19 protein-coding genes and 2 rRNA genes are annotated in these 26,675 nt (G+C 45.5%); 9 read left to right on the top strand and 12 right to left on the bottom strand.

Annotation, left to right across the window (positions count from 1 at the left end; translation table 11 throughout):
- Nucleotides 1-13: 13 nt before the first annotated feature.
- The 6 genes from K5L93_RS11230 to K5L93_RS11205 all read left to right on the top strand — a co-directional run bounded on the left by K5L93_RS11230 (nt 14) and on the right by K5L93_RS11205 (nt 7,317).
- Nucleotides 14-625 (top strand): tRNA-uridine aminocarboxypropyltransferase, encoded by a 612-nt coding sequence (locus tag K5L93_RS11230; RefSeq protein WP_220719922.1) that lies wholly within the window; start codon nt 14-16, stop codon nt 623-625.
- A 116-nt stretch (nt 626-741) separates the two neighbouring features.
- Entirely contained in the window at nt 742-912 is a 171-nt protein-coding gene (gene torE / locus K5L93_RS11225; RefSeq protein WP_220719921.1) for a trimethylamine N-oxide reductase system protein TorE, read from the top strand.
- 56 nt (nt 913-968) lie between these two features.
- Entirely contained in the window at nt 969-2,150 is a 1,182-nt protein-coding gene (gene torC / locus K5L93_RS11220; RefSeq protein WP_220719920.1) for a pentaheme c-type cytochrome TorC, read from the top strand.
- A 13-nt stretch (nt 2,151-2,163) separates the two neighbouring features.
- On the top strand, nt 2,164-4,632 hold the full coding sequence (torA, locus tag K5L93_RS11215; RefSeq protein ID WP_220719919.1) for a trimethylamine-N-oxide reductase TorA: 2,469 nt from the start codon (nt 2,164-2,166) through the stop codon (nt 4,630-4,632).
- On the top strand, nt 4,633-5,250 hold the full coding sequence (gene torD / locus K5L93_RS11210) for a molecular chaperone TorD (RefSeq protein WP_220719918.1): 618 nt from the start codon (nt 4,633-4,635) through the stop codon (nt 5,248-5,250).
- Nucleotides 5,251-5,628: 378 nt separating this feature from the next.
- Complete coding sequence (locus K5L93_RS11205; protein WP_220719917.1) at nt 5,629-7,317, top strand: NAD-dependent malic enzyme; 1,689 nt, start codon at nt 5,629-5,631, stop codon at nt 7,315-7,317.
- 488 nt (nt 7,318-7,805) lie between these two features.
- On the opposite strand, the gene K5L93_RS11200 is transcribed toward K5L93_RS11205, so the two are convergent.
- The 3 genes from K5L93_RS11200 to K5L93_RS11190 form a co-directional block, all read right to left on the bottom strand.
- Nucleotides 7,806-9,098, bottom strand: a complete 1,293-nt coding sequence (locus K5L93_RS11200) for a TRAP transporter large permease (protein ID WP_220719916.1) — start codon at nt 9,096-9,098, stop codon at nt 7,806-7,808.
- Nucleotides 9,099-9,123: 25 nt separating this feature from the next.
- Nucleotides 9,124-9,624: a TRAP transporter small permease subunit gene (locus K5L93_RS11195; RefSeq protein WP_016403101.1), complete on the bottom strand. Its 501-nt coding sequence runs from the start codon at nt 9,622-9,624 to the stop codon at nt 9,124-9,126.
- 78 nt (nt 9,625-9,702) lie between these two features.
- On the bottom strand, nt 9,703-10,776 hold the full coding sequence (locus K5L93_RS11190; RefSeq protein WP_220719915.1) for a TRAP transporter substrate-binding protein: 1,074 nt from the start codon (nt 10,774-10,776) through the stop codon (nt 9,703-9,705).
- 246 nt (nt 10,777-11,022) lie between these two features.
- On the opposite strand from K5L93_RS11190, the gene K5L93_RS11185 reads away from it, so the two are divergent.
- The 3 genes from K5L93_RS11185 to K5L93_RS11175 are packed head-to-tail and all read left to right on the top strand — an operon-like array spanning nt 11,023 to nt 13,290.
- The gene (locus K5L93_RS11185; protein WP_220719914.1) at nt 11,023-12,456 is read left to right on the top strand and encodes a cache domain-containing protein; all 1,434 of its coding nucleotides are present in this window, start codon (nt 11,023-11,025) and stop codon (nt 12,454-12,456) included.
- On the top strand, nt 12,453-13,076 hold the full coding sequence (locus K5L93_RS11180; protein WP_152782926.1) for a response regulator: 624 nt from the start codon (nt 12,453-12,455) through the stop codon (nt 13,074-13,076). The genes K5L93_RS11185 and K5L93_RS11180 overlap by 4 nt, the downstream gene beginning before the upstream one ends.
- A gap of 22 nt (nt 13,077-13,098) precedes the next feature.
- Nucleotides 13,099-13,290: a hypothetical protein gene (locus K5L93_RS11175; RefSeq protein ID WP_220719913.1), complete on the top strand. Its 192-nt coding sequence runs from the start codon at nt 13,099-13,101 to the stop codon at nt 13,288-13,290.
- 116 nt (nt 13,291-13,406) lie between these two features.
- On the opposite strand, the gene K5L93_RS11170 is transcribed toward K5L93_RS11175, so the two are convergent.
- From K5L93_RS11170 to K5L93_RS11130, 9 genes are all read right to left on the bottom strand, one after another.
- On the bottom strand, nt 13,407-13,637 hold the full coding sequence (locus K5L93_RS11170) for a DUF2789 domain-containing protein (RefSeq protein ID WP_220719912.1): 231 nt from the start codon (nt 13,635-13,637) through the stop codon (nt 13,407-13,409).
- Nucleotides 13,638-13,675: 38 nt separating this feature from the next.
- Nucleotides 13,676-14,653, bottom strand: coding sequence for a D-cysteine desulfhydrase family protein (locus K5L93_RS11165; protein WP_220719911.1), 978 nt, complete (start codon nt 14,651-14,653; stop codon nt 13,676-13,678).
- 57 nt (nt 14,654-14,710) lie between these two features.
- Nucleotides 14,711-16,390 (bottom strand): flagellar assembly protein A, encoded by a 1,680-nt coding sequence (locus tag K5L93_RS11160; RefSeq protein WP_220719910.1) that lies wholly within the window; start codon nt 16,388-16,390, stop codon nt 14,711-14,713.
- 312 nt (nt 16,391-16,702) lie between these two features.
- A complete protein-coding gene (locus K5L93_RS11155) occupies nt 16,703-19,768 on the bottom strand; it encodes a S8 family serine peptidase (RefSeq protein ID WP_220719909.1) in 3,066 nt (1,021 codons plus the stop codon).
- Between the two features lie 154 nt (nt 19,769-19,922).
- A complete protein-coding gene (locus K5L93_RS11150) occupies nt 19,923-20,582 on the bottom strand; it encodes a hypothetical protein (protein ID WP_220719908.1) in 660 nt (219 codons plus the stop codon).
- A gap of 21 nt (nt 20,583-20,603) precedes the next feature.
- Nucleotides 20,604-21,815 carry a flagellar assembly protein T N-terminal domain-containing protein gene (locus K5L93_RS11145; RefSeq protein WP_246615037.1) on the bottom strand — a complete coding sequence of 404 codons (1,212 nt, stop codon included), beginning with the start codon at nt 21,813-21,815 and terminating at the stop codon, nt 20,604-20,606.
- A 10-nt stretch (nt 21,816-21,825) separates the two neighbouring features.
- On the bottom strand, nt 21,826-22,584 hold the full coding sequence (locus K5L93_RS11140; protein ID WP_220719907.1) for a flagellar basal body L-ring protein FlgH: 759 nt from the start codon (nt 22,582-22,584) through the stop codon (nt 21,826-21,828).
- A 753-nt stretch (nt 22,585-23,337) separates the two neighbouring features.
- Nucleotides 23,338-23,453: ribosomal RNA gene (gene rrf, locus K5L93_RS11135) — 5S ribosomal RNA — on the bottom strand.
- Between the two features lie 111 nt (nt 23,454-23,564).
- Nucleotides 23,565-26,452: ribosomal RNA gene (locus K5L93_RS11130) — 23S ribosomal RNA — on the bottom strand.
- Between the last annotated feature and the right edge of the window lie 223 nt (nt 26,453-26,675).

The following is a 26,675-nucleotide window of genomic DNA, read 5'->3' as shown; positions in this document are numbered from 1 at the left end:
ACCTAAGAAATCCATGAGTCGAGTTCGTTGCCATCGCTGCTTGCGCCCTCAAAGCCACTGCTTATGTGCAGATATCCCCAGTTGTTCACATCAGCATCCGGTAATTATTTTGCAACATCCCAGCGAGCAACAGCACGCCAAAGGCACTGCGCATCTTGCTTGCTTGGCTCTCGACAATGCCAAGATAATAGTAGGCGAAACCGCGACGGATTTTGCCGAGTTAAAGCAACAAGTTGAGCTAAACCCGGATCAATTTTTACTCATCTATCCCAGCGAAACTAGCCAAGCTATTGAACATAAGATGAATAGCTCAAATATACGCCCTCCAGTAACGGACTCCACCACAATTTTGCTTCTTGACGGCACTTGGCGAAAAGCCAAAAAGCTGTGGCACCTTAACCCTTGGCTGCAGCAATTAGCGCAATTTCACTTCGACCATGCTCCCAAAGGCCAATACAAAATACGAAAAACATCTGTCGATAGCGGCTTATCTACTATAGAGGCCATCGGATACGCTCTTAATCAGTTAGAAATGTTTGACCCCACCCCTTTAGTAGAGGTTTTACATGTTCTGGCAAACCAACAACTCTCAGCCATGCCTGCGGCGGTAAAAAAGCGCTACTAATTTGCAGTGGCTCAATGACACAGATAAGCACAAAAAACAGCCGTAAAACTGGTCAAGCTTACCTATCAAGACTACGTTAAGTTTAATACATAGCATTAATGTAGGAGCGCTTTAGCATGTCTAAAAATAATGTGGTGGAAGACAACCCCAGCAGAATGGATGAATGGAAAGTATTTTTATTTATCGCTGTTGTGCTTTTTCCTGTTTTGGCAGTAATAACAGTGGGTGGTTATGGCTTTATTGTGTGGATGTTACAGCTAATTATGGGCCCTCCTGGACACGGCTAATAACTAAGCTCCTCCTTTTTAACGATTAATCATTCGCAGCAATGTGAGACACCACCATGAAAAATATGCTGAAGAAATTTTGGTCAATAGTGAGCAAACCAAGTGTGCATTTAAGCTTCGGTTTTTTGACTATTGGCGGATTTGTTGCCGGTATCATTTTCTGGGGCGGCTTTAATACCGCACTAGAAGCCACCAATACCGAAGAATTCTGTATTGGCTGCCACGAAATGGCCGACAACGTTTATGTTGAACTGCAAGACACGGTGCACTGGAAAAACAATTCAGGTGTACGCGCCACCTGCCCAGATTGTCACGTACCCCATAATTGGACTGACAAAATCGCTCGCAAAATGCAGGCATCGAAAGAAGTGTACGGCAAAATTTTTGGCACCATCAGTACCCGCGAAAAGTTCCTAGAGAAACGTGGTGAACTAGCCCAGCACGAATGGGACCGATTCACAGCCAATAACTCTTTAGAATGTAAAAACTGCCATAACTACAACAGCATGGACTTTGCCTCCATGTCTGAGCGCGCCCAAGTGCAAATGAAAATGGCCGCCGAGCGCGACCAAAGCTGTATTGATTGCCACAAAGGGATTGCCCACGAACTACCAGAAAACATGAATTCCGGCGAAGGCACCCTAGCCAAACTCGAAGAGATGGCGACATCGGGTTACAAAAAAGGCGAAACTTACTACAGCGTGCGCCAACTGCCAATGTTCACCAATCAAGAGCTCAATGAAGAGGCAGGCCAACTTAATGCAGCCACGGCAGTGAAAATTATCGAAGTGAAAGGTGATGCCATAAAAGTAGAAATAGACGGCTGGCGCAAAACTAAAGGTTTTGGTCGAGTACTGTTTGAAGACTTTGCCATGAACATTAACGATGGCTTCTTAACCAAAGAAGTGGCTCAAAACGACAGCATATTTAAAAAAGGGGAAACCAAAGAGGACGATTTAACTGGTTTGCCATGGCAAAAGGTATCGGTAGAGCTATGGATGCGTAACGGTTCACTTACCGACTCACGCGATACCCTCTGGCAGTTTGCCAAAACCACTTATGACACAGCCTGTAGTGTATGTCATACCCAGCCTGCCGAAAATCACTTCGACACCAACACCTGGCCAGGTATGTTTAACGGTATGTTGTCGTTTGTGAATTTAGACGGTGATACTCAAGCGCTGGTATTGAAATACCTTCAAAAACATTCATCAGATTTTTCTGACGCTGGCCACTAACAAGGAGATTAACATGGCAATTACTCGTCGCGGTTTTCTCAAAGGCATTTTAGCCACCAGCGCTAGTACTTTGATCGGCCCAAGTTTATTGGCAGTATCTAGCGATGCTGCCGCTGCTGAAACAGTCGGAAGCTGGAAGGTTTCAGGCTCACACTGGGGCGCGTTTCGTGCCCGCGTGTATGCAGGCAAAGTGCAACAAATAAAACCCTTTGAAGCTGATAAATACCCCACCGAAATGCTCAAGGGCATTAAAGGTATTTTGTATAGTCCTTCTCGTATTCGCTACCCAATGGTGCGCTACGATTGGTACCTAAAACGCAACAAAAGTGATACCTCGCAGCGCGGTGATAATCGCTTTATTCGGGTCACTTGGGACGAAGCTCTAGACCTGTTTTATCAAGAATTAGAACGCGTACAAAAAGACTATGGCCCTTGGGCCTTACATGCCGGCCAAACCGGTTGGCGTCAAACCGGTCAAGTTCACTCCTGCGGTAACCACATGGAACGCGCCGTTGCCATGCATGGCTTCTCAGTCAAGAAAGTAGGCGATTACTCTACCGGTGCAGGGCAAACCATTATGCCCTATGTGCTAGGTACTACCGAGGTTTATGCGCAAGGTACTTCTTGGCCTTTGATTCTCGATAACAGTAAAACCGTGGTGCTTTGGGCCACCGATTTAATGAAGAATCTGCAAGTAGGTTGGGCCTGTGAAACTCACGAATCCTTCGAGTACTTAGAGCAACTCAAGGACAAGGTGGCGAACAAACAAATTAGAGTGATTAGTGTTGACCCAGTCCGTACTAAAACCCAAAAGTACTTAGACTGTGAACAGCGCTATGTAAATCCGCAGGCCGATGTGCCATTCATGCTTGCCATCGCCCACACCCTTTACAAAGAAGAGCTTTACGATAAAGAATTTCTCAATACTTACGCCCTAGGTTTTGAAGACTTTATTCCTTATGTCACTGGCGAATCTAAAGATAAGGTAGAAAAAACTCCAGAATGGGCCGAAGCCATTTGTGGCGTGCCCGCAGAAGAGATCCGTGAATTTGCTCGCTTGCTGGCAAGCGACCGTACTCAGATTATCTTTGGTTGGTGTATTCAGCGCCAGCAACATGGCGAGCAACCTTATTGGATGGGCGCGGTTATCGCAGCCATGTTGGGACAAATTGGTTTACCGGGTGGCGGTATATCTTATGCTCACCATTATAGCTCTATTGGCGTTCCTTCTACCGGTGCTGCAGCTCCTGGCGCGTTCCCACGTAATCCAGATAAACCTAATGAGCGGGTCCACATGAACCAAGACTTTAAAGGTTATAGCAGCACCATTCCGGTAGCACGCTGGGTTGATGCGATTATGGAACCCGGTAAAGTGATAAACGCCAATGGCGCAAAAATCACCTTACCCGACATCAAGATGATGGTGTTCTCTGGCTGTAACCCTTGGCATCATCACCAAGATCGCAACCGCATGAAGAAAGCCTTTCAGAAACTAGAAACTGTGGTCTCGGTAGATTTTACCTGGACCGCCAGTTGCCGCTTCTCAGATATTGTATTGCCAGCGTGTACCCAATGGGAGCGTAACGATTTAGATCTCTACGGTTCTTACAGCAACCGCGGCATTATTGCCATGCACAAATTGGTTGACCCACTGTATCAATCTAAAACCGATTTTGAGATTTTCACTCTACTCACCCAACGCTTTGGTAAGAGTAAAGAATACACCCAAGGTAAATCCGAAATGGAGTGGGTGAAGCAACTTTATGATGAGTGCGCCGCGGCCAATAAAGGCAAGTTTGATATGCCAGACTTCATGACCTTTTGGCAAGAAGGCTGGGTAGACTTTGGCAAAGGCGAAAACTGGACCCGCCAAGCCGATTTCAGAGAAGATCCTGAAATTAACGCTTTAGGCACCCCGTCTGGCTTTATAGAGATATTTAGCCGCAAGATCGATCGCTACGGCTACGACGATTGCCAAGGCCACCCAATGTGGTTTGAAAAAGCCGAACGCTCGCACGGCGGCCCTGGCTCAGAAGAATTCCCCATTTGGCTGCAATCTTGTCACCCCGACAAACGCCTGCACTCGCAAATGTGTGACTCAGAAGAGTTTCGCGCGACCTATGCGGTACAAGGCCGCGAGCCATTGTATATCAACCCAGAAGATGCCAAGAAGCGGGGTATTAAAGATGGTGATTTAGTTCGAGTGTTTAACAAACGTGGGCAACTGCTGGCTGGCGCAGTAGTGTCTGAAGACTACGCCAAAGGTGTTGCCCGCCTGCAAGAAGGTGCTTGGTATGGCCCGGTGGATGAAACCATAGGCTCACTCGATACCTATGGCGATCCTAATACCCTAACCATGGATATTGGCAGCTCGCAATTAGCTCAAGCCACCAGCGCAAATACCTGTTTGGTTGAATACGAGAAATTCACCGGTAAAGTACCTGCGGTAAGCGCCTTTGGCGGCCCTAAGGAGATGTCGTAGATGACAATCGCTGCTAGCGTTAGCCAAGAGAACGAAATTCGTGCCAGCATCTATTGGTGGTTTGCAACGGTTTTTACCAAAGAGCTGGATAAGCAACAACTTGCTTCGTATACCTCTGGTGAAGGAGCACAGTTGCTTAAGCAATTAGCAGACACGGCCGAGCTAAGCTCGGCTGTTACCATGATTAAAAATCATTTAGCAAAGTTGAGCGCCTTTAAACACCCAGAGTTAGAACTCGCAGCAGACTTTTGCCAGCAGTTCTTAAGTGACAGCAAAGTAGGTGCACCACCTTATGCCTCGGTTTACCTGTCGGCCAACAAGCTTATGTTTCAAGAGCCGCATGAAAAAATGCGCGCCTTGCTAGTAAGCCAAGGGCTGCAAGTTGACCCTAATTTTAATGAGCCAGCGGATCATCTTGCTATTCAGCTCGATTACCTTGGCAATTTAATTTTGCGCGAAGCACCAGCGCAGCAACAAGCTGATTTTATTAATCAGCACCTGCTGTGTTGGTTGCCACTATGGCTTGATACCTTACGCAAGGTTAGTAAAGGCGGCTTTTACCAAGGCTTTGCCGAATTACTCGTAGGCTACTTAAAATTAGAGCTTAGCGAGTTATAAGTTAAACGTGACTAGCTAGTCGCTCACTTAAAGCCATTACTCTTTATATGGCTATAGTAAGTCCTGTTGCCCACTGTCGATATTTCATACACTTAGCCGAGCAAACGCCATCAAGTTAACATTTTCACAACATTTATCTCGCATTACAGGCAAACTATTTTATAGTTAAATTAAGTCGGTTGTCGCTTCTAGATGCTCGGGCGGTAATACCTCAACTGTTAGGCGTTACGCCCCTCCTATCTTTTAGCGGTGCCGGCTGGCCTATTTCTAAGGCCCCATAAAGCAACAATTTATCTCCATTGCTTTGGTATAGTTCATGACCTAAACACAAATCTGTGAAAAAATACCGCTTCTTAGCCGCAGCAGATGAGCTTTACCATGGATGATAAAAAACGCCCGCTCTATATTCCTTACGCAGGTCCAGCATTACTTGAAACCCCCTTATTAAACAAAGGCAGCGCCTTTAACCAAGAAGAGCGTATTTTCTTCAATTTAGAAGGGCTGTTGCCAGAGACCATCGAGAGCATCGATGAACAAACTGAGCGTGCTTATCTGCAATATCAAAGCTTTACTAATGACTTAGACCGCCACATTTACCTGCGCAACATTCAAGATACTAACGAAACCTTGTTTTACCGTTTGGTAGAAGATCACATCAGCGAAATGATGCCGATTATCTACACGCCTACCGTGGGTGCGGCCTGTGAGCAGTTCTCTAATATTTACCGCCGCTCACGTGGTTTGTTTATTTCTTACCCTAACCGCCACCGTATCGACGAGCTGCTAAACAATGCCACTCGCCACAATGTGAAAATCATTGTAGTGACCGACGGCGAGCGGATCCTCGGCTTAGGCGACCAAGGCATCGGCGGCATGGGCATTCCTATTGGTAAATTATCACTGTACACGGCTTGTGGCGGTATCAGCCCAGCTTATACTCTGCCAATTGTGTTAGATGTAGGCACCGACAACCAGCAACTACTCAATGACCCCATGTATATGGGCTGGCGCCATCAACGAATTAGCGGCGATGAATATAGCGAATTTGTAGAATTATTCATGCAAGCGGTTAAAGTCCGCTGGCCAGATGCGCTGATTCAATTTGAAGATTTCGCCCAGAAAAATGCCATGCCTTTATTGCAGCGTTACAAAGATCAATTCTGCTGTTTTAATGATGATATTCAAGGCACCGCCGCAGTAACCGTGGGTTCTTTATTGGCAGCCTGTAAGGCAGCTGGATCTAACTTAGCCGAACAGCGCGTTACCTTTGTTGGCTCCGGCTCAGCAGGGTGCGGTATTGCCGAAGCGATAGTGCGGGCGATGGTGGAAGAAGGCATTAGCGAAGCGCAAGCCCGCAGCCAAATCTTCATGGTTGACCGTTGGGGCTTGTTGCAAGACAACATGCCTAATCTACTCGACTTCCAACAAGCTTTGGCGCAATCAGCCGATATTCAGCAAAAATGGGGACTTAATAGCGATGCTTTGTCGCTGTTAGACGTAGTGGAGCATGGCAAGCCTACGGTACTTATTGGTGTATCTGGTGCACCAGGCGTGTTTACTCAGCAAGTGATTGAAGGCATGCATCAGCACTGCAAGAAACCTATCGTATTGCCGCTATCCAATCCCACCAGCCGGGTTGAAGCCTTGCCTGAAGACATACTGCGCTGGACCAATGGCGAAGCCTTGGTAGCGACTGGTAGTCCGTTCTCGCCGGTGAAGTTAGGCGAAGAGACCTTCCCTATCGCCCAGTGTAACAACAGCTATATTTTCCCAGGTATTGGCTTAGGCGTACTAGCCTGTCAGGCCACCAGAGTGAGTGACGAAATGCTCATCGCCAGCAGCCGCGCCTTAGCCGAATGCTCGCCATTAGCTAACGATGGTGAAGGAGCCTTACTGCCACCGCTTGAAGAAATTCAGCTAGTGAGCAAGCACATCGCTTACGCGGTAGCCAAAACGGCCATGCAACAAGGCTTAGCGGTAAACACCACCGACGAAGTGCTAATGCAAACTATTGAAGCAAGCTTTTGGAAACCTGAGTATCGCCACTACAAGCGGACATCGTTTTAAGAATGCTACGGCTCAAATCATATCACCAAGGACTAACTAAATGAGTATTGAGCTTCACTCGACGCTATTAACGATGTGAGGGGGGGTATTCTTAGTATGCTTTGCTCTAATGTTCGCTTTCTTCATCACTGTACACAGTCAATTTTTCAAGCTGCTTAAATTATTTACGCACTGGCTTCCCTGCCGTCTACAAGGACTTAGGGGAGCCAAGCCTTTTTAATTCAAGTATAAAAAATCAAACCAGAGTCCTGAAGTTCATTTTCAAGAAGGAATATGCGCTACTAGATAACCATCAAATTGAAACATTAGGAAATCGATTACGAAAAACATATAAGATAAGCTTTATCTTGGTCTCTACCATGTTTCTGGCGTTCTTCTTAACAAGCTATTTAGACTCGATTATTCCTACTTACTGAAAAATCGTTGACTTGCTCTTCCATTTAAAAGCCGCCTCAAAGGCGGCTTTTTACTATCTGTAGCTATAGCGTTTACATGCCAAAGCCGTAGAAGTCTGGGAATACCAATATCGAGGCTAATACCAATATCTGCAAAATAATAAATGGCACCACGCCTTTGTAGATATCGGTAGTTCGCACCTCAGGCGGGGCAACACCTTTGAGATAGAACAGACTAAAGCCAAAGGGCGGTGTGAGGAACGAAGTCTGCAAGTTCATCGCAATTAGAATCGCAAACCAGGTTAAATCAATACCCAAAATCTCGGCTACTGGGTACAACATAGGCACCACAATAAATGAGATTTCAACAAAGTCGATAAAGAAGCCCAAAATCAAAATCACAATCATGGTTAAGATTAAGAAGCCCCATTTCTCACCCGGTAAGCTAGTCATCACTTTTTCAATAACTTCTTCACCACCGGTGTAAGAGAACACCATAGAGAAGGCCGTTGCACCAATGAAGATAGCAAATACCATCGAGGTAACTTTTACCGTTTCTATAGCGGCTTCGTAGATAATTTTCCAAGAAAACTGGCGGTAGATTATCGATAAAAGAATTGCACCAATGCCGCCAATAGCAGAAGACTCGGTTGGCGTAGCAATACCGTAAAAAATCGAGCCAAGTACTGCAATCATTAGGGCTAAGGGTGGAGCAATGGCTTTAAAGGCATTCCAACAAGGTTGCACGCCATGACCTGCAGCTTCATCTTTAGGTAAAGCAGGAGCGGCTTCTGGGCGAATAAACGATACGCCTAGAACATAGATGATGAAGGCGCCTACCAATACTGCGCCAGGCAGTAGTGCAGCTTTAAATAAATCACCTACCGGCACGCCCATTACATCACCAAGAATAATCAAGATGATAGAGGGAGGAATAATTTGTCCAAGCGTACCCGAGGCACAAATTACCCCGGTGGCTAAACGCTTATCGTATTTATATTTGAGCATTACTGGCAAGGAGATAACTCCCATTGCCACTACAGACGCACCTACCACACCGGTAGACGCGGCAAGCAGCGCACCCACCAAAATAGTGGATACCGCCAAACCACCACGCACCCGGCCAAACAATTGGCCCATGGCTTCAAGCAGCTGTTCAGCAAGGCGGGTTTTCTGCAATACAATGCCCATGAAAATGAACAGTGGTACAGCCATTAATACCGAGTTTTGCATGATGCTCATTATGCGATAAGGCATAAAGGCAAATAGATCGATACCTTCGGCAAAGATACCAAAGACTAGTGCAACACCGCCAAATACAAAGGCGACTGGAAAACCAGTGAGCAGCATTAGCAAGGCCACGAAAAACATGACAATCCCAATCATGACAACTTCCTTTTCTTGTTATGAGCTAGGCGTTATTTCGCAGCTGAATGAGGTTTTTGAGTAACATTCCAAAGCCACTTATGGCGAGGCATATAGCCGAAATTGGAATCATTGATTTAATTATCCAGCGGTAAGGTAAGCCACCCGGATCGCCGCTGGTTTCTCCTAAGTTGTAAGCTTCTAAGGCAAAGTCGTAACCGTACCAAGCAATCAAGCCACAAAAAGGGAACAAGAAAAATACGACGCCTAGGCTGTCAATCCAAGCACGTTTACGCGCCGCTAACTTGTCGTAGATAATATCTACCCGCACATGGCCTTCGGCCTGCAGCGTAGAGGCAATGCCTAATAAAAACATGGCTGCAAACAAGTGCCATTCTAACTCTTGCATACCAATAGAACTGGAGCGAAAAAAGTAACGCATGACTACGTCATAAAAAATGTTTACTAACATTAGCAGCATTAACACCGCGGTGAGGCCTGCTATACCCTTGGAAAATCCATCTACCGCTCGTTGCAAACGCAACATCCCTAGCCTCCCAAGCAAAGTAATTGCTTTTTTGGTTTAGCTGATGGAGCTACAGCCAAGCTGCAGCCCCATTCTCTACTACAAACCTTCAGTACTGTTTAAGTAACCTTGTTCTGAAATTGCAGTGTAGGCACGAACTTGTTTCATGTATTGCTGTTGTGACTCAATGATCTTAGCGGCCATTGGGTCTGCAGCGGCTTTCTCTTTTAACAAGTCATCATTTGCGGTTTTAAGCGCTTTGATAACTTCGGCAGGGAAAGTTTTAACCTGAATGTTCGGGTACTCTTGCAACATGGTTTGCCAGTTCTTAGCACTTTCTGCGTAAGAATGAATGAACATGTCATAGGCAGCTTTACGCATTGCTACTGCTAGAATTGCCTGTAAATCTTCTGGCATTTTTTCGAGTTTTTTCTTGTTAGCAATAAACATCAACTCGGTAGCTGGCTCGTGCCAACCCATGTAGTAGTAAGGGGCGATTTTGTGAAAGCCCATGCGTAAATCTAGAGAAGGCCCAACCCACTCAAGAGCGTCGATAGTATTACGCTCAAGTGCAGTGTATAACTCACCTGGCGGAATGTTTACTGGGGTAGCACCTAACTTAGCTAATACTTCACCGGCAAAACCTGGAATACGCATTTTTAGGTTTTGTAGGTCTTCAACTGAGTTAATCTCTTTACGGAACCAACCGCCCATTTGCACCCCAGTGTTACCGCCAGGGAAAGGTACCAGGTTATGCTCAGCGTAGACTTGATTCATCAAGTCTTGGCCGCCACCATACTGCAACCACGCGTGTTGCTCTGGTGCATTCATACCAAATGGCATGGTGGTGAAGTAAAGAGTGTTTGGCACCTTACCTTTATAGTAATAAGATGCGGTGTGGCCTAAGTCGTACTGGCCACTTTTAACCAAATCAAATACCCCAAAAGGCGCTTTGTGTTTGTTTGAAGAGTCAACGCGGATCTTTAAGCGGCCGTTAGACATTTCATCGGCCATTTTCACCATGTTTTTTACTGCATCGCCAAAAACTGGGAAGTTAGGGCCCCAGGTTTCAGCCAGTTTTAGTTTGTATACTTTGTCGGCAGCTACGGCAGCCGAACTAAACGCAATAATCGCAGAAGCCAGCAGGGTTTTACTGCAGAGGGACTTAAGCATGTTGTTCTCCCTTTCGTTGTAAGTTCCATTGTTGGTTAGATGTTTTAAATGTAAACCAACTGCTTAATGGTCACCCTTAATGTTAGCGAGTTGTTACAATAAAACCTATCCGGCAATACACGGTTTTTTTCTACGTAAGATCACGTACAGGCTAGACTTTGGTATAATCGAGAGCCAGATCACTATTTTTGAAAAATCGCATAGATTAACATATAGTTAACATTCTCTTAGTTAGGCCGTCACGAGATGTGGTCCCTCAAATTTAAAATTATCCTGTTATCTATTGTTCCTTTGCTTTGTGTTACCGCCCTCATTGCCACCTTGGTTTTTAAACAATCTTCCATCCTCACTGAGCAACAATTAGCGCTGATTAAAGAAAACATCATGCGCAGCAAAACCTTAGAGCTGCAAAACCACATAGACCAAGCTTTTGCCAGCATTCGTGACATATACGAGCCTGCAGCAGCCGACGATGAGAGAGCCAAACAACAGGTAAGAGAATTGCTCAACCGTTTACGCTTTGCCGAAGACGGTTACTTCTTTGCTTACACCCTTAAAGGCGTTAACTTGGTTCACCCTATTCAGCCTGAACTAGTGGGGCAAAATTTATGGGACTTTAAGGATTCTGAGGGCACCTACCTCATTCAAGACTTAATTGCACAAGCCAAAGCAGGCGGCGGTTTTAGTAACTATTTGTGGGAAAAACCCAGCACCGGAAAACGCACTAAAAAACTGGGTTATGTAGTAATGCTAGATAAATGGCAATGGATGTTTGGCACTGGCGTGTACTTAGATGATGTAGATGTCGAGCTAGCAAAGCTTGAAGCACAAACCCAAAACAACATTAATCGCACTTTTATTTGGTTATTCATAATTACCACCATTTCGGGGATTTTAATCGCCTTTTTGGGGGCATCTTTGAATATTTCAGAGCACAAGCTGGCCGACAAGAAGCTCAAAGAACTCACCCAACGAATTATTGATTCACAAGAACAAGAGCGCCAAAGGGTATCGCGCGAACTGCATGACGGTATTAACCAATTATTGGTTTCCATTAAGTATCGCTTAGAAAGCGCCACAGAATGTAACAGCACCCCTAGCTCGGTCAGTGACAGCCTCAACCAAGGATTACATACCATTAACGAAGCGATTGGTGAGATACGTCGTATTTCAAAAGACCTACGCCCCAGCGTACTGGATGACTTAGGTTTAGCCGCCGCATTAGGAGGTTTTTGCCAGGAATTTGAACACCGTACAGGAATAGATGTGTTTTTAGAGTGCGACATTGATAATCTAAACCTTCCATCTACTGTGGAAACAACCTTCTATCGGATTACCCAAGAAGCCTTACAAAATGTCGAAAAACATGCGCAAGCAGATACAGTAGACATAGTGCTAAGCCAGCAAGCTAAATTGTTAGTGATGAAAATTAGGGACAATGGCACTGGTTTTGTAATGGGCAAAAAGGTACGACGCCATTCGATAAAAGAGCTTACCCGGCGCCCAGAGCTGGCCAGTAGCGGTTTGGGTTTACGCAATATTTTTGAACGGATTGCCCACATCGATGGTCAAGTAGATGTAGATAGCAAATTAGGAGAAGGGACACTGATCACCATAAAAGTACCGCTATATGAAGTAGAGAAAACCTTACCCGCCACAATTCAAGAGCAAACGGTATGACCTCAATTCTATTGGTGGACGATCACCCCTTAGTACAAGACGGCCTCAAAATGCGACTAGAGGCTAACCCTGGCTTTTCCGTTGTAGGTACAGCCGCTGACGGCGAGCAAGCGCTTACCATGGCGCAACAACTGAACCCAGACATAGTATTAACCGACATTAATATGCCCAAATTAAATGGCATTCAGCTGTTAGAGGCCCTTTCCGAACAAAGCCCTAACAGCAAAGTGGTGATGTTAAGCATGCACGACAATAAAGAATATGTGCAAAACGCCATGCGTAATGGCGCTAAAGGTTACTTGCTCAAGGATATTGCGTCTAGTGAACTAATTAGCGCTTTGGAAGCAATCGCCAATGGCGGGCGCTACATTAGTGCTGGTGTGTCGAAGCTGTTATTTGATAACGAGCCTAGCGCTAGCAAAGCGAGTTTAACCAAACGCGAACAGCAGGTATTACGCTTACTGGCCACCGGTTGTGGCAATAAGAAAATCGCTGATAGCCTGTCGATAAGCATTCGAACCGTAGAAACCCATACTTTAAAAATTCGTAGAAAGCTGGAATTAGATAGCAGTGCAGCCATGATTAAATACGCCATAGAGCACTATGGTAGCGATAGTTAATTAAGCACTTTAAGGGGCAAGCTTGAATCAATCCGTAAAAATTAGGCCACAGTTTGAAGAGCCGCCAGTTACCCAGCAGCCAAAGCAGCAAGTTCACTTCGTGAGTGGGTCTTGTAAAGCAAGCGCCAGCAATACTCTCGCTTGCGACTTTAGCACCACCCTAGAGCTGGCTTTGCGTTGTTTAGAAAAACACAAAAACACAACTAGCTACTAGCGCAGTATGACATCCTATTGGCTTATAAGCTCCGTTCGATCGACAGCTTGTTCTACAGCTTCCAGTAACAAGGCAGATTGGCTCTTGGCCTAGCCTCAATGCCAATAAACGCTATGCTAGCGCAGCATGACATCCAGTTGGTCTACAAGTTCTACCCAGTCAGCATCTTGCTGCACCGCTTCTAATAAAAAAGCAGCCTGAGTGGGTGTCCAAAAAGCCGCTTGATGCAATGGCACTTCACTCGGTATCGGGGCATGTTCTGCCACAAACTCAGCGATGGCATTAATTGAAGGATCTAAACCAAGCTGGGCAAACAAGTCACTTAAGGTGTGAATAGCAGATTCCATCACTTACTCTCCTTTCTCTTATTTGAATTTAGTCGGCATTAAGATAACAAATCATCAGCATAAGCGAACAATGCGGGTGTTCCACCGGTGTGCCAAAACAATACGTTTTGATCAGATCTATAAGCCCCTTGACGCACTCTAGCAATTAAACCCGCCATCGCTTTAGCGGTATAAACTGGGTCTAATAAAATGCCCTCGGTTTCAGCCAGTAGCATAATCGCTTCGCGTTCTGCGTCGCCAATTATGCCGTACCCTTCACCGAGGTAGTTGTCATCCAAACAAACCTCATTAGCGGTAAAACTCTTATCCAAGGCAAATTGTTTAGCCGCACTATTAGCTAAGTCGGCAATAGTTTGATTAAAGCTTTGCTGCTCATGGTTTAGCTTGTCGATATTAATGCCACGCAAGTTTACATCTAAACCTAACTCAGCCTTAGCCAACATTAAACCTGCCTGGGTTGCACCTGAGCTAGAAGCAAATACTATTTCATCCAGCTCTTTGATTTGCTGATGTAGTTCATGAAGTGCGGCTGCAAACCCCAAGCAGCCTATGGCATCTGAGCCACCATAAGGAACAACATAGGGCTTCATGCCTTTTTGCATAAGTTGTTGCGCTAGCTCTTCAATGCCTTCGCCTTTACGCTGTTGGCCGGCCCAAATAATGGTTGCTCCGAAAAGCTTGTCTAACAACACATTACCTTGAGCGAGGGTTGGTGCGCTGCCACCTAGCAACAAATAACAGGGTAAATTAAGCTTAGCCGCAGCAGCAGCCGTTTGACGGCAATGGTTAGATTGAGCAGCACCTGCGGTAATAATACAATCAGCTTCTTTGTGCAAAGCGTCACCTAACAAAAACTCTAGCTTGCGCACTTTGTTGCCGCCTAAAGCCAAGCCACTTAAATCATCTCGCTTGATATAAATTTGCGGACCTTCAAGATGTTCTGACAGATTACTTAAAAGGTGAACAGGTGTAGGAAAGAAGCCCAAGGACTGCCTAGGCTGATGTTGCCAGTTCATGCGAATTCCCTTTTGCTAGGTTTATCTTACTTAAGCCTTTAAAAGAGAAAAGAGCAACTATTTTTTCCCTGGGGTTAAGGGCGTAAAGGTGATTTTACCGTTTTCATATTTAGTTTCTGTGGGGCCGTATTCACGGTTAGTAAATAACTTATGACCAACAATATCTAAACGCACATTAGGATGAAGTTCTTTTTTTACCGTAAGCCTAGCATTGGAAAAGAACTTATCTTCCATCTGTTGATTGTAATCTAGTGCAAAATCAATTTGAACCAACTCCTGACGAGTGTGATGCAGCGTTGCCGAGAGCTTGTCTGCCATGCCCGCTTCGCGATCTTCCTGTTTAGTTGAACCCAACTTCATTTGAGCGTCGAGTACCTTGCTCAGTTTTTCGTGTAAGGTGTGCTTGATATTTTTTAAGCTACGCCGCTCTTCTTGAATATCATCAAAATCACCAGAGATAGTAAGTTGCGTAGCTGTGCCTGCAGTGGCACCTAAAACCACTGCGCTAATTTCCCCGCCTGCTTCAATGGAACCTCCCACTAAGGTGCCACGAAGTCCGCTAGCATCACTCACCGTTACTTTACCATCGGTTTCTATTTTACTATGCAGTAGCTGACTGGTAATAGTGACATCTTTAGCTGCGTTGATATGCGAGTACTGAACAAAAGTAGCATGTAACTCGCCTTTCGCATTAATACTGCAAGAGTAGTTTTGGTCTCCTTCCATCAGTCGATGGCCAATCACACCCTTACCAACCACTACATCGCCACCGGCGGTGATGTTAGCAGATTCAACAAAGCCATTAATGTGCACATCGCCCGATGCTTTCACTTTCATGCCCTCACCAACATTACCGGTAATTAGCACGCTACCTGCAAAATCTACATGGCCATAAGTAACGTCTACACTTTTTATCGACAAAACATCGTCAACCTTCATGCCATTTTCTATTTCTAGAGGCAGACCGGTTCTATCGGCCAGTAACAAGTTAGCGTCATCTACTGCTATTGTGGTGCCTTCACCCACAGTAAAGGGAATTTCGTGTCCTTGTTTGAATGGCAGTTCTTCACCACAAACATTTTTCCCCGCTTTACCGTGAGTATGAGGATGACGCCGCATCAACTCAACACCTGGCTCTACCGTTTCCAAATTACCTAAATCGCGCATGTCCACACGACCATCTTCGGTTTCTTTAGGCTTTAATAAACGTTCTTTCGGGGTAGCGACAAATCGTTCAAAGCGGCTGTCTTCACCATCTACAGATTGACGCCCAAGGGCAACCACTTTCTTAATTTTCACGCCAGGATCGGCTTGTTTTGCCGCAGCTAATAAGGCCAAAGCTCGTTGCTTTTGCAAGCCAAACACCACACCGGCTTCTTGCATCGCGCTAACTAAATCTCCCTGAGAAATAGGGTTACCACCATAAGCAGCAGTAATAGTGGCTCGAGCTACCATTTTATCTTCTGAAACGTCGATAATCACTTCGGCATTGCGAATGTTGGCTAACTTAACAAAAGTCTGCCCCCATTGTTGAATTAAATCTGGAGATTCACGTAATTCGGCGAACTTAGCAACGGCGTCATCTATCGCCTCTTCATCAACTAAGTAATCACCAAAATTAGAGCGAAGAATTAAAGCCTTCACGTCGCTAACGCTTACGTGTGATTCTTGAGGTGTTATCTCAATTAGTGCCGCTAATTTATCTTGGGATAAACGTAAACAGCTTAACTCCAGCATTCAATCCCCTTAATTTAATCCCTAGCTGCCATATAAAAAATACCTAAGACAGCGCTTTCAAACTCATTATGCCTTGCAGCAGCTTGTTAACCAATACTAGCCTAAGCTTTAGTTTTCAACTAATTGAGCTTGATCTGAATTTATTTATTTGAATGATTACCCTACCGTAAAAAGCGGCCAGCAGAAACACATTAAGTAATTTGTATGTCAAATATGAGGCTTATTTAAAGGTACTGCGATAAACAAAAAACCGCAAACCAACGGGTAAGTTTAGCCTTGTTCCTAGAGCGAACAAGGCTGGCAAACAAAAGGCTAGTCTTTAAGTAACTTATAATTTAACACTTGGTTAGTTAAGTCTTCTGTGGTGATCGGCTCCACACTTAAATTCAAACCCGAGGTATCTTCCGTCACCAATATCGGTGTTACATCATTTCGTACTGGATATGCACCACACAACTCACCTTCGTCGCAAATACTGTAATCATTGTCATGATCACTGCCCACTGTTAACTCATATTCACCAGAAAGCACCTCGGCGAAGCTAAAGCTAAACTCACCATTATTCATGTTTACCGATTGCTCATAGTAGCTGGTGCCGGTTTCGGGGTCAGACAACAAAATATAAACCAAACCATTATCGCCAGCCTGTACATTGCTCACGTTCATTGAGACAGCTAGGGTAAGTTCACTGCCATTAGATACGCTAAACACCACACTGGCGCCATAATTGCCATCGCTTAAACCGTTACGGTTTACACTAAGTAAGTAATCTCCAAGGCCGTTTGCATCTACATTTTGCGGGCTTACCGTTAACCAACTAGCATTGCTCTGGACACTGTTCACCGACAAACTCACACTGCCAATAAGCTCTACGCTAACTTCAGCACTATCCTCTAAAAAGCTTAAACTAACTTGATTAGTGCTCAAACTTAAAGTGCTTCTATCTGGCTGGTCAGCATCTAATTGCGAACGTACTGCTTTTTCGGCATTAATTAAGCCAAAACCGTAAAACTGATCGAAACCATCACTGCCAATGTCATCGCTCATATCACTCTGAGCAAGCAAGTTCATCACATCATCAGTATTAAGTTCTGAATTTAGTTGACGCATCAAGCCAATAACTCCTGCCACATGTGGCGCGGCCATACTGGTCCCGTTCAAGTACTGGTAACTGGCAGAATTACTACTGCCATTTTCTGCCACATAAGTGCTATAAACGCCATCTCCGTAACCATCACCATTTAAGTCGGCACTGCCATCTCCACCTGGCGCAGCAACATCTATGTATGAGCCATAATTAGAATATGAAGTGAGGTCTTTTGCAGCGTCTACCGCACTAACACCAATAACATTGGCAAATGCCGCTGGGTAACTAAACTGTGAAGTACTTTCGTTGCCTGCAGCAGCAACTACAATCACACCGCTGGCAATGGCTTGCTGGGTTACCGAGTCAAAGGCGCGGTCGTAACCACTTCCACCTAAGCTCATATTAATTACATCAGCGGTTTGGCTAGGCAAACGATTTGAGATATTACTTAAGCCTGCTGCATATAAAATGGCTTGGGAGATATCAAAAGTTGTGCCTCCATAACGACCAAGCGTACGTAGATTCATAATTTTAGTATTGGGCGCTACGCCCGCTACACCGAGGGCATTATCGGTTTGTGCCGCGACCGTGCCCGCCACATGGGTACCGTGCCAAGAAGAACCGCCGCCCGGGCTAGTCAAGTCTCCAGGATCTTCAGGATTAGCATCAATACCATCGCCATCTAAAGCATTAGACGCATCGGAAATAAAGTCGTAACCATCACTGGTTAACTGATCCTTTAAATCGGGATGACTCTGAAAAATACCGGTATCAATAACCGCTACTACCACATCATTTAAGGTGCTGTTTTGCATGAGCTGCCAAGCATTATCTAAATTGATTTGTTCGTAGTGCCACTGACGAGAAACCAAAGGGTCGTTAGACAAAGCAAAAGGTTGGTACAAATAGTTAGGTGAAACTGATTGTTCCACCCCACCTAATTGGTAATGAAGGCGCTTAATTTCCAGCAAAGTACTGCGCTTGGCGGCATATTCATCACTAAACTGCGCTCCTAAGCCATCTCCAGCGGTACTATTTAAGGCCACTGCTTGTTGGTTATTGCTTTGGTAAAGGCTCATGCTTACCGAAGATTGTTTTTGCCTTAGGCCTAAATCTTGGGAGCTAAGTGCTACGGCTCGCCCCGCCTGATGCATAACCACCATTTGCTTGGCTACAAAATTTTGTTGAGTACTATAATGCTTACTCTCTAGCAGCGCAGCAGAGTTTTGGCCAATCAAACGTAAGGTGTAGTTCCCCCTGTATGGCTCTGTGCTAAAGGTCGTATAAGCTTCCACAACAAGATAATAGCTACCAGGTTGCTCTACGGTTAACAACTCGGTTTTGTTAATGCCTAACGAAGCGCTAACTTCAAACATGGTGTCTGCATTTATCAGACGTAAATCAAAATCGTTGCCGCTGGTTTCCCAATCGGCAATTTCTAAAAACAAACGTTGATTAGCTTGTAAATCCACCCGGTATACGTCGCGTTCATCGGGTTCATTTGCAAAGCGATCTTTGGCATCGCCTGTCGCATGACTGGCTAAATAACCACTCACTGTAGCGATTGGAGGAATGGTTTGCGCCTCCGCATAGCTGTCGTTTGCAATGTACTCATTAGCGACATCGTTAACATCGCTATCAACGACTGTATTAACTGCTGTGGTTACCGTGCCGCTCACAGAATAGGTTTTGCCATCGAGCACTAATACCCGAGCCTCTGCAACTTGCTCTTGACCTTCAAAATCACGGGACGCGCGAACCATAAAAACGCCTTCACTGACATAGGTATGGGATACCGTACTGCTGCCAAATGAAGTGCTTGAATTGCCGTCACCAAAATCCCAAGTCACTTGCACATTTGTTAAGTCACTTGCAGTAGAGATTGCTTGAAAATCAACAGCTAAGGGAGGAATGCCGGCACTTTCTGAGCTTAAAATAGTTAAGGCGGAAGCAGCGTCATTAGTAATCTGAATTACGGTGCTAGAGGTAGAGCTTAGATTATCATTATCTAATACTGTTAAACGGACCGTATAGTTGCCTTCGCTGGCATAGCTTTTAGAAACATTGATTCCGTTTGCGCCGCTACCGTCACCAAAGTCCCAAGTATAATCAACAATAGTACCGTCATCATTCGAGTCACTGCCATCAAATTGAATAAACTGCCCAATAAGCGCTTCACTGCGACTAACGCTAATCACTGAGTTGGGCGAACCAGTAATTGACTCTGAACCCCCGCCCCCTCCACAAGCAAGCAAAGCTATGCTAAGTAATACCGTTACTATCGCTTTCATATAATCCCTTACATCTACTCTTCAGCGCTGTGCACATACTACGCAATATATAATCACAATTATATTAGGGCTTATGTAAAGAAAATGAAAATTTCCCAAATCCATTCAGCATTGTAGTGACCAGAGTCCACCATTTAAGCCACTCAACTTGCTATCAAGCTTTTGCCTTTTCTTGCTGTAATAACTCATCATTCTGAACGGTATTACCCGCCTGCAACATAGCCTTTGGAATAGCCCCTTTAGTAGGAACACTTTTGCCCTCTTGGCTAACGCCGCTTGCAGCGCTGCCAATTTGGCTTGCAGCAGCTACTTGCTGGCTACCCTCGGCAACAATCCCCGCACTTGCTAATGCAGCTTGCTCGGCCAGCTCTTCGGCAGTAGGTAATACTTGAGTGGCACTAGGATCACCCGACATACCAGCAATAAGAGCAGCAGCAATACCTTGGCCTAGCTCAGTAAATTGCTTTTCAATATCGGCACGCAACACGCTTTGCAATAAATCGGTGCCCGCTAAGCCTGCCGCTACTGGATTACCGGAAGCTAAACCCATGCCAATATTCATAGCCGCAGGAGCAACATCCATAATGCCAACATCCACCGTACCCTCGGCTTTGTCGCCAGTGTTCGTAGCTGTCGCCAGCGCTTGTGTGTTTAGCTGGGTATCACTTTTTAGGCTTAAAGCATCTTGTAGCTTTTGAGTAAAACCAGAGCCTGTTTTTACTTCGCTGGTTTGCTGATTGTTCACCTCAATCAAATTAGGCTTATAATCTAAGCTATTGGTTGCCAGTGGGGTGTTGCTATAAGAAGTTGTCATATCCTTCTCCTTTAATATCTATTATTGCGTGCTTTCGGTAAGAGCAAACGGATCATTTGTAACCGCCACCAATACATCACGAATCTGTATGTTGGCCATATCCGAATAGCGCTCAGTCGCTAATACTGCGCGATCAGATTGCACCGATACTACCGTTAGTTGGGTTTGGTCTGCGTTAAATATCGGGCCGCGCAGTCCACCATCTAAATGCATTAAGTATTGCTGCCTAACCAGCTCAAACTTATCACCTTTACGTACACCATTCGTTTGTCCAATGTTGATTACCACCTGTCCGTTATACAGCCCAACTACCGTTGCCAAACTTTGGCGGCAATAGAGTGCACCTTCAACGTCACTAACTGATTGATCAATGTAGGAGTCAATCAACTTGCCATACTCTGAGGACCAAAAGGTTTCACCTGTAACGTCCAACTTCATCGTCACGTCGAATGGCCATTCTCGATTAGACCCGTAATTTTTACGGAGTACTGTTTCACCATTGATACCGTCAATCACGTAGAGCTTTATTTGAAAGTTGCGCAGCTTAACCGTGTTTTTCATGCCGAGTATGTTAGTAGTGGTTTCGTTGTAGCTCGACATATCATTGATCTTGCCAAACAAAATATATTGCACGTCGTACTGTTGAGATAAGCTGCGTGCTACTTTGAGCATTTGCGGTTCTATGTCATTAGCATAGCGACCATCAAACGCTATTTGGCGAGTCATTAAGTGCCGGGCATCAACCCTTTTACTCTTTGATTTAAATCGGTGAAATAAGCGCTGCGAGACTTCTTCTGGTGTTCTATAAACCCCGCCAAGCTGCGCATGTTCGCGCTTCTGCAATTGAAAAGGCCCTACAAACAGTGTTTTAGCGTAGCTATCTTTCTCGCAGGTATTTAAAGGAAATATGTCAGCGGCTACTTTGACCGTCATTTGGTCATCAATGATGGTCTCAACTAATAACTTCATGTCATACACTTCGCCATTAGTACGCACCGTTAGTTCATCGGTTTCTAACACGCCAGACTTCACCACTTGCAGTGACTTTACACTGGCACCGCCGCGGTACATTAAGGTTAACAAAGCATCTTGGATAGCCTGCTGACGAGCTTTATCTACTTGGCCATCGACGATCTTCGCTTGGCCCTCACCTTCCAACCAAATGGCGTAACTGGGTAAAGTAATGCCCATTAGCGTCAGCAGACAAACACAAACTCGTAAAAATTTAGACATAATTAACGTCCTACAGTGGCCACATACTTCCGCCTAGGAATGAAGATAACCAGCCTTGAGTTTGCACGTCAGCGTGATCACCAGTACCACTAAACTCGATGCGAGCATCAGCGACTTGATAAGAGCCAATCGAATTGTCTTCTCCTACATCTAGCGGTCTAACTATACCGGTGAAGCGCATGTACTCTTTACCATTGTTAATAACTAGCCACTTCTCACCGCGTACCACCAAATTTCCGTTGTTAAGAATGTCAACAACCGAAACCGTAATTCTTCCCGACAAACGATGGCGTTGATTAGCATCTGAAGATCCATCGAAATCTTGTTTTTGTTTCATTTCGAGCTCGACCACACGCCCATTGATCGTTAAATTTCCGCCTGGCACTTTAACGGGATCGAGCTTATAGCTATTCTCTTTACCAAGATTTGAACTGGCAGATTTAGTCGCCGTAGCCTCTTCCTCTAATAAAATCGTAATAGTGTCACCAAGCGCAAAAGGCGGGGTATAACTATATAAACTGCGTGAAGTATTGCTGTTGAACATTGAGCCCGTAACAATCACCGGATCCGCTGCCGGGCTGGGTTCGATAGGTGCATAAAAAGGATCATCAGGAATTGGAGAACGGCTATCTGTGCTTACTGTGACTTGCCGTTGATTACGGTCTTCACGTTCTTGAACGCTATCTGCGACTTCCTCAACACCATCTACAATTGACGAACATGCTGACAGCAAAATTACATTGCACAGCATAAAAACTCGGATAATCATTGGGTCTATTCCTAGTTACGTTAGCTTCCGTTTACCGTTCTCTTTCCACTTGCTTTAACCTAGGCCCGAGTTTTATCCCGTTTATTGCAATTAGATACCTAAGGAAACCATAGGCCACAAATAGCAAAGCAAATGCAACTAACGCCAGTAGAAACATATCCTTACGATAATCTAGCTGACAAATCTTCACCTAACCGACAACAATCCGTCGTTTTTGCCGTTTTTAGCTAAGTACGACACAAAATGCAAATTAAATGCCATAAAACACAACAAACTCAGTATTTTATAATGTTTATACAAATTGATATAAATTTTAATTCACTGCAGCCGATACGGCCTAAGCTGAGCTACAAGCTAAGTTTTAGTCAAATAGTCGGTAAACTACGTAAAACAGGATAAAAGCAGCCTTTTTGATTTACTATCTAGGCAAAGATTGCCCACCAACTCTTACCTTGGTTTTAGAAACCAACAGACTTAAAGTAAAAAACAGTTAAAACAATCGGTTAAATACAGCTTCAACGAACTCAATTTTTGCATCTCAATCAAGCTGGATCACTTAGCTCGGAGTTAGCCTTCCAGCAACTACAAACTTCACGCTTACAAGTGGCTTGAGCACTACAACCATCAAGCGCGACCAATGATGAAAGCGCTCTTTAATAAAAATGAGAGATGGTGAAGGGGATGATACGCCTGAGAGACTAAATCGCAGGCAATAAAAAAGCCCTCGTCGTTAGACGAGGGCTTAGTATAGGAGCCTGGCGGTGACCTACTTTCACATGGGGAAGCCCCACACTATCATCGGCGCAGTTGCGTTTCACTTCTGAGTTCGGCATGGAGTCAGGTGGGTCCACAACGCTATTGCCACCAGGCAAAAACTGTTGTCTTTAACATTCGAAAAAGCTGAAATACCTCATGAGCACTAACAAGCATTCATGGTTTCTAAAATAAAGTATCTATAAGCAACACCCTTTAGGTGTTGTATGGTTAAGCCTCACGGGTAATTAGTACAAGTTAGCTCAATGCCTCACAGCACTTACACACCTTGCCTATCAACGTTGTAGTCTCCAACGGCCCTTCAGAGGACTTAAAGTCCTAGTGAGAATTAATCTCGAGGCCTGCTTCCCGCTTAGATGCTTTCAGCGGTTATCAGTTCCGAACGTAGCTACTGGGCAATGCTATTGGCATAACAACCCAAACACCAGCGGTTCGTCCACTCCGGTCCTCTCGTACTAGGAGCAGCTCCCCTCAATTCTCAAACGCCCACGGCAGATAGGGACCGAACTGTCTCACGACGTTCTAAACCCAGCTCGCGTACCACTTTAAATGGCGAACAGCCATACCCTTGGGACCGACTTCAGCCCCAGGATGTGATGAGCCGACATCGAGGTGCCAAACACCGCCGTCGATATGAACTCTTGGGCGGTATCAGCCTGTTATCCCCGGAGTACCTTTTATCCGTTGAGCGATGGCCCTTCCATACAGAACCACCGGATCACTATGACCTACTTTCGTACCTGCTCGACGTGTCTGTCTCGCAGTTAAGCTGGCTTATGCCATTGCACTAACCGTATGATGTCCGACCATACTTAGCCAACCTTCGTGCTCCTCCGTTACTCTTTGGGAGGAGACCGCCCCAGTCAAACTACCCACCAGACACTGTCCGCATCCCGGATAACGGGACAACGTTAGAACATCAACACTACAAGGGTGGTATTTCAAGGTCGGCTCCACGTCATCTAGCGACAACGCTTCAAAGCCTCCCACCTATCCTACACATGTAGGGTCAATGTTCAGTGTCAAGCTGTAGTAAAGGTTCACGGGGTCTTTCCGTCTAGCCGCGGGTACACCGCATCTTCACGGCAATTTCAATTTCACTGAGTCTCGGGTGGAGACAGCTTGGCCATCATTACGCCATTCGTGCAGGTCGGAACTTACCCGACAAGGAATTTCGCTACCTTAGGACCGTTATAGTTACGGCCGCCGTTTACCGGGGCTTCGATCAATAGCTTCGCTTGCGCTAACCACATCAATTAACCTTCCGGCACCGGGCAGGCGTCACACCGTATACGTCATCTTTCGATTTAGCACAGTGCTGTGTTTTTAATAAACAGTTGCAGCCAACTGGTATCTGCGACTGCCAGCAGCTTAGGAAGCAAGTTCCATCACCGCCGGCAGCGTACCTTCTCCCGAAGTTACGGTACCATTTTGCCTAGTTCCTTCACCCGAGTTCTCTCAAGCGCCTTGGTATTCTCTACCCAACCACCTGTGTCGGTTTGGGGTACGGTTTCGTATAATCTGAAGCTTAGAGACTTTTCCTGGAAGCAGGGCATCAACCACTTCGTGTCCGTAGACACTCGTCATCAACTCTCAGCGTATTGTAAACCCGGATTTGCCTAAGTTTACCGCCTACTGCCTTTCACGTGGACAACCATCGCCACGCTGGCCTAGCCTTCTCCGTCCTCCCATCGCAATTATACGAAGTACAGGAATATTAACCTGTTTCCCATCGACTACACTTTTCAGTCTCGCCTTAGGGGCCGACTCACCCTGCCCTGATTAACATTGGACAGGAAACCTTGGTCTTTCGGCGAGGGGGCTTTTCACCCCCTTTATCGTTACTCATGTCAACATTCGCACTTCTGATACCTCCAGCATGCCTTACGACACACCTTCAACGGCTTACAGAACGCTCCTCTACCGAGCATGCAAGCATGCTCCCGTAGCTTCGGTGGTATGTTTAGCCCCGTTACATCTTCCGCGCAGGCCGACTCGACCAGTGAGCTATTACGCTTTCTTTAAATGATGGCTGCTTCTAAGCCAACATCCTGGCTGTCTAAGCCTTCCCACATCGTTTCCCACTTAACATACACTTTGGGACCTTAGCTGACGGTCTGGGTTGTTTCCCTTTCCACGACGGACGTTAGCACCCGCCGTGTGTCTCCCGAGTAGTACTTGATGGTATTCGGAGTTTGCAAAGGGTTGGTAAGTCGGGATGACCCCCTAGCCTTAACAGTGCTCTACCCCCATCAGTATTCGCTCGAGGCGCTACCTAAATAGCTTTCGAGGAGAACCAGCTATCTCCCGGTTTGATTGGCCTTTCACCCCCAGCCACAAGTCATCCGCTAATTTTTCAACATTAGTCGGTTCGGTCCTCCAATTGGTGTTACCCAATCTTCAACCTGCCCATGGCTAGATCACCGGGTTTCGGGTCTAATCCCAGCAACTATGCGCGCAGTTAACACTCGGTTTCCCTACGGCTCCGCTATTCGCTTAACCTTGCTACTGAAATTAAGTCGTTGACCCATTATACAAAAGGTACGCAGTCACCCCACGAAGGGGCTCCCACTGCTTGTACGTATACGGTTTCAGGTTCTATTTCACTCCCCTCACAGGGGTTCTTTTCGCCTTTCCCTCACGGTACTGGTTCACTATCGGTCAGTCAGGAGTATTTAGCCTTGGAGGATGGTCCCCCCATATTCAGACAACATATCACGTGTGCCGTCCTACTCGTTTTCACTTAAAGTAGATTTTCATGTACGGGGCTATCACCCTGTATCGCCATCCTTTCCAGAATGTTCCACTAATCACCTAAAAGCTTAAGGGCTAATCCGGGTTCGCTCGCCGCTACTACCAGAATCTCGGTTGATTTCTTTTCCTCCGGGTACTTAGATGTTTCAGTTCCCCGGGTTCGCCTCGCAACGCTATGTATTCACGTTACGATACTGCATAAAATGCAGTGGGTTTCCCCATTCGGAAATCCATGTCTATTACGTCTTTTATCGACTTAACATGGCTTATCGCAGATTAACACGTCCTTCATCGCCTCTGACTGCCAAGGCATCCACCGTATACGCTTAGTCACTTAACCATACAACACCTAAATGTTGTCGCTTAAATCACTTGAATGGTCAGGCTGTATAAATCCTGCCATTCGAGTACGATCACCTTATTTTTGAATACCAAGAACACTTGTTATTAAACTCATATTCTTGAGATATTTTTTTATCAGCTTTTCCAAATTGTTAAAGAGCAATTGGTTCCTTAGAAACCAAAGCTAAGCACTGTATCAATCAACGCTTAGCTTTGTATTC

The sequence above is a fragment of the Agarivorans litoreus genome (genome assembly GCF_019649015.1).
Taxonomy (GTDB): Bacteria; Pseudomonadota; Gammaproteobacteria; order Enterobacterales; family Celerinatantimonadaceae; genus Agarivorans; species Agarivorans litoreus.
The sequence above is the reverse complement of the archived record's forward strand: the minus strand, read 5'-3'. Positions and strand labels throughout refer to the sequence as shown.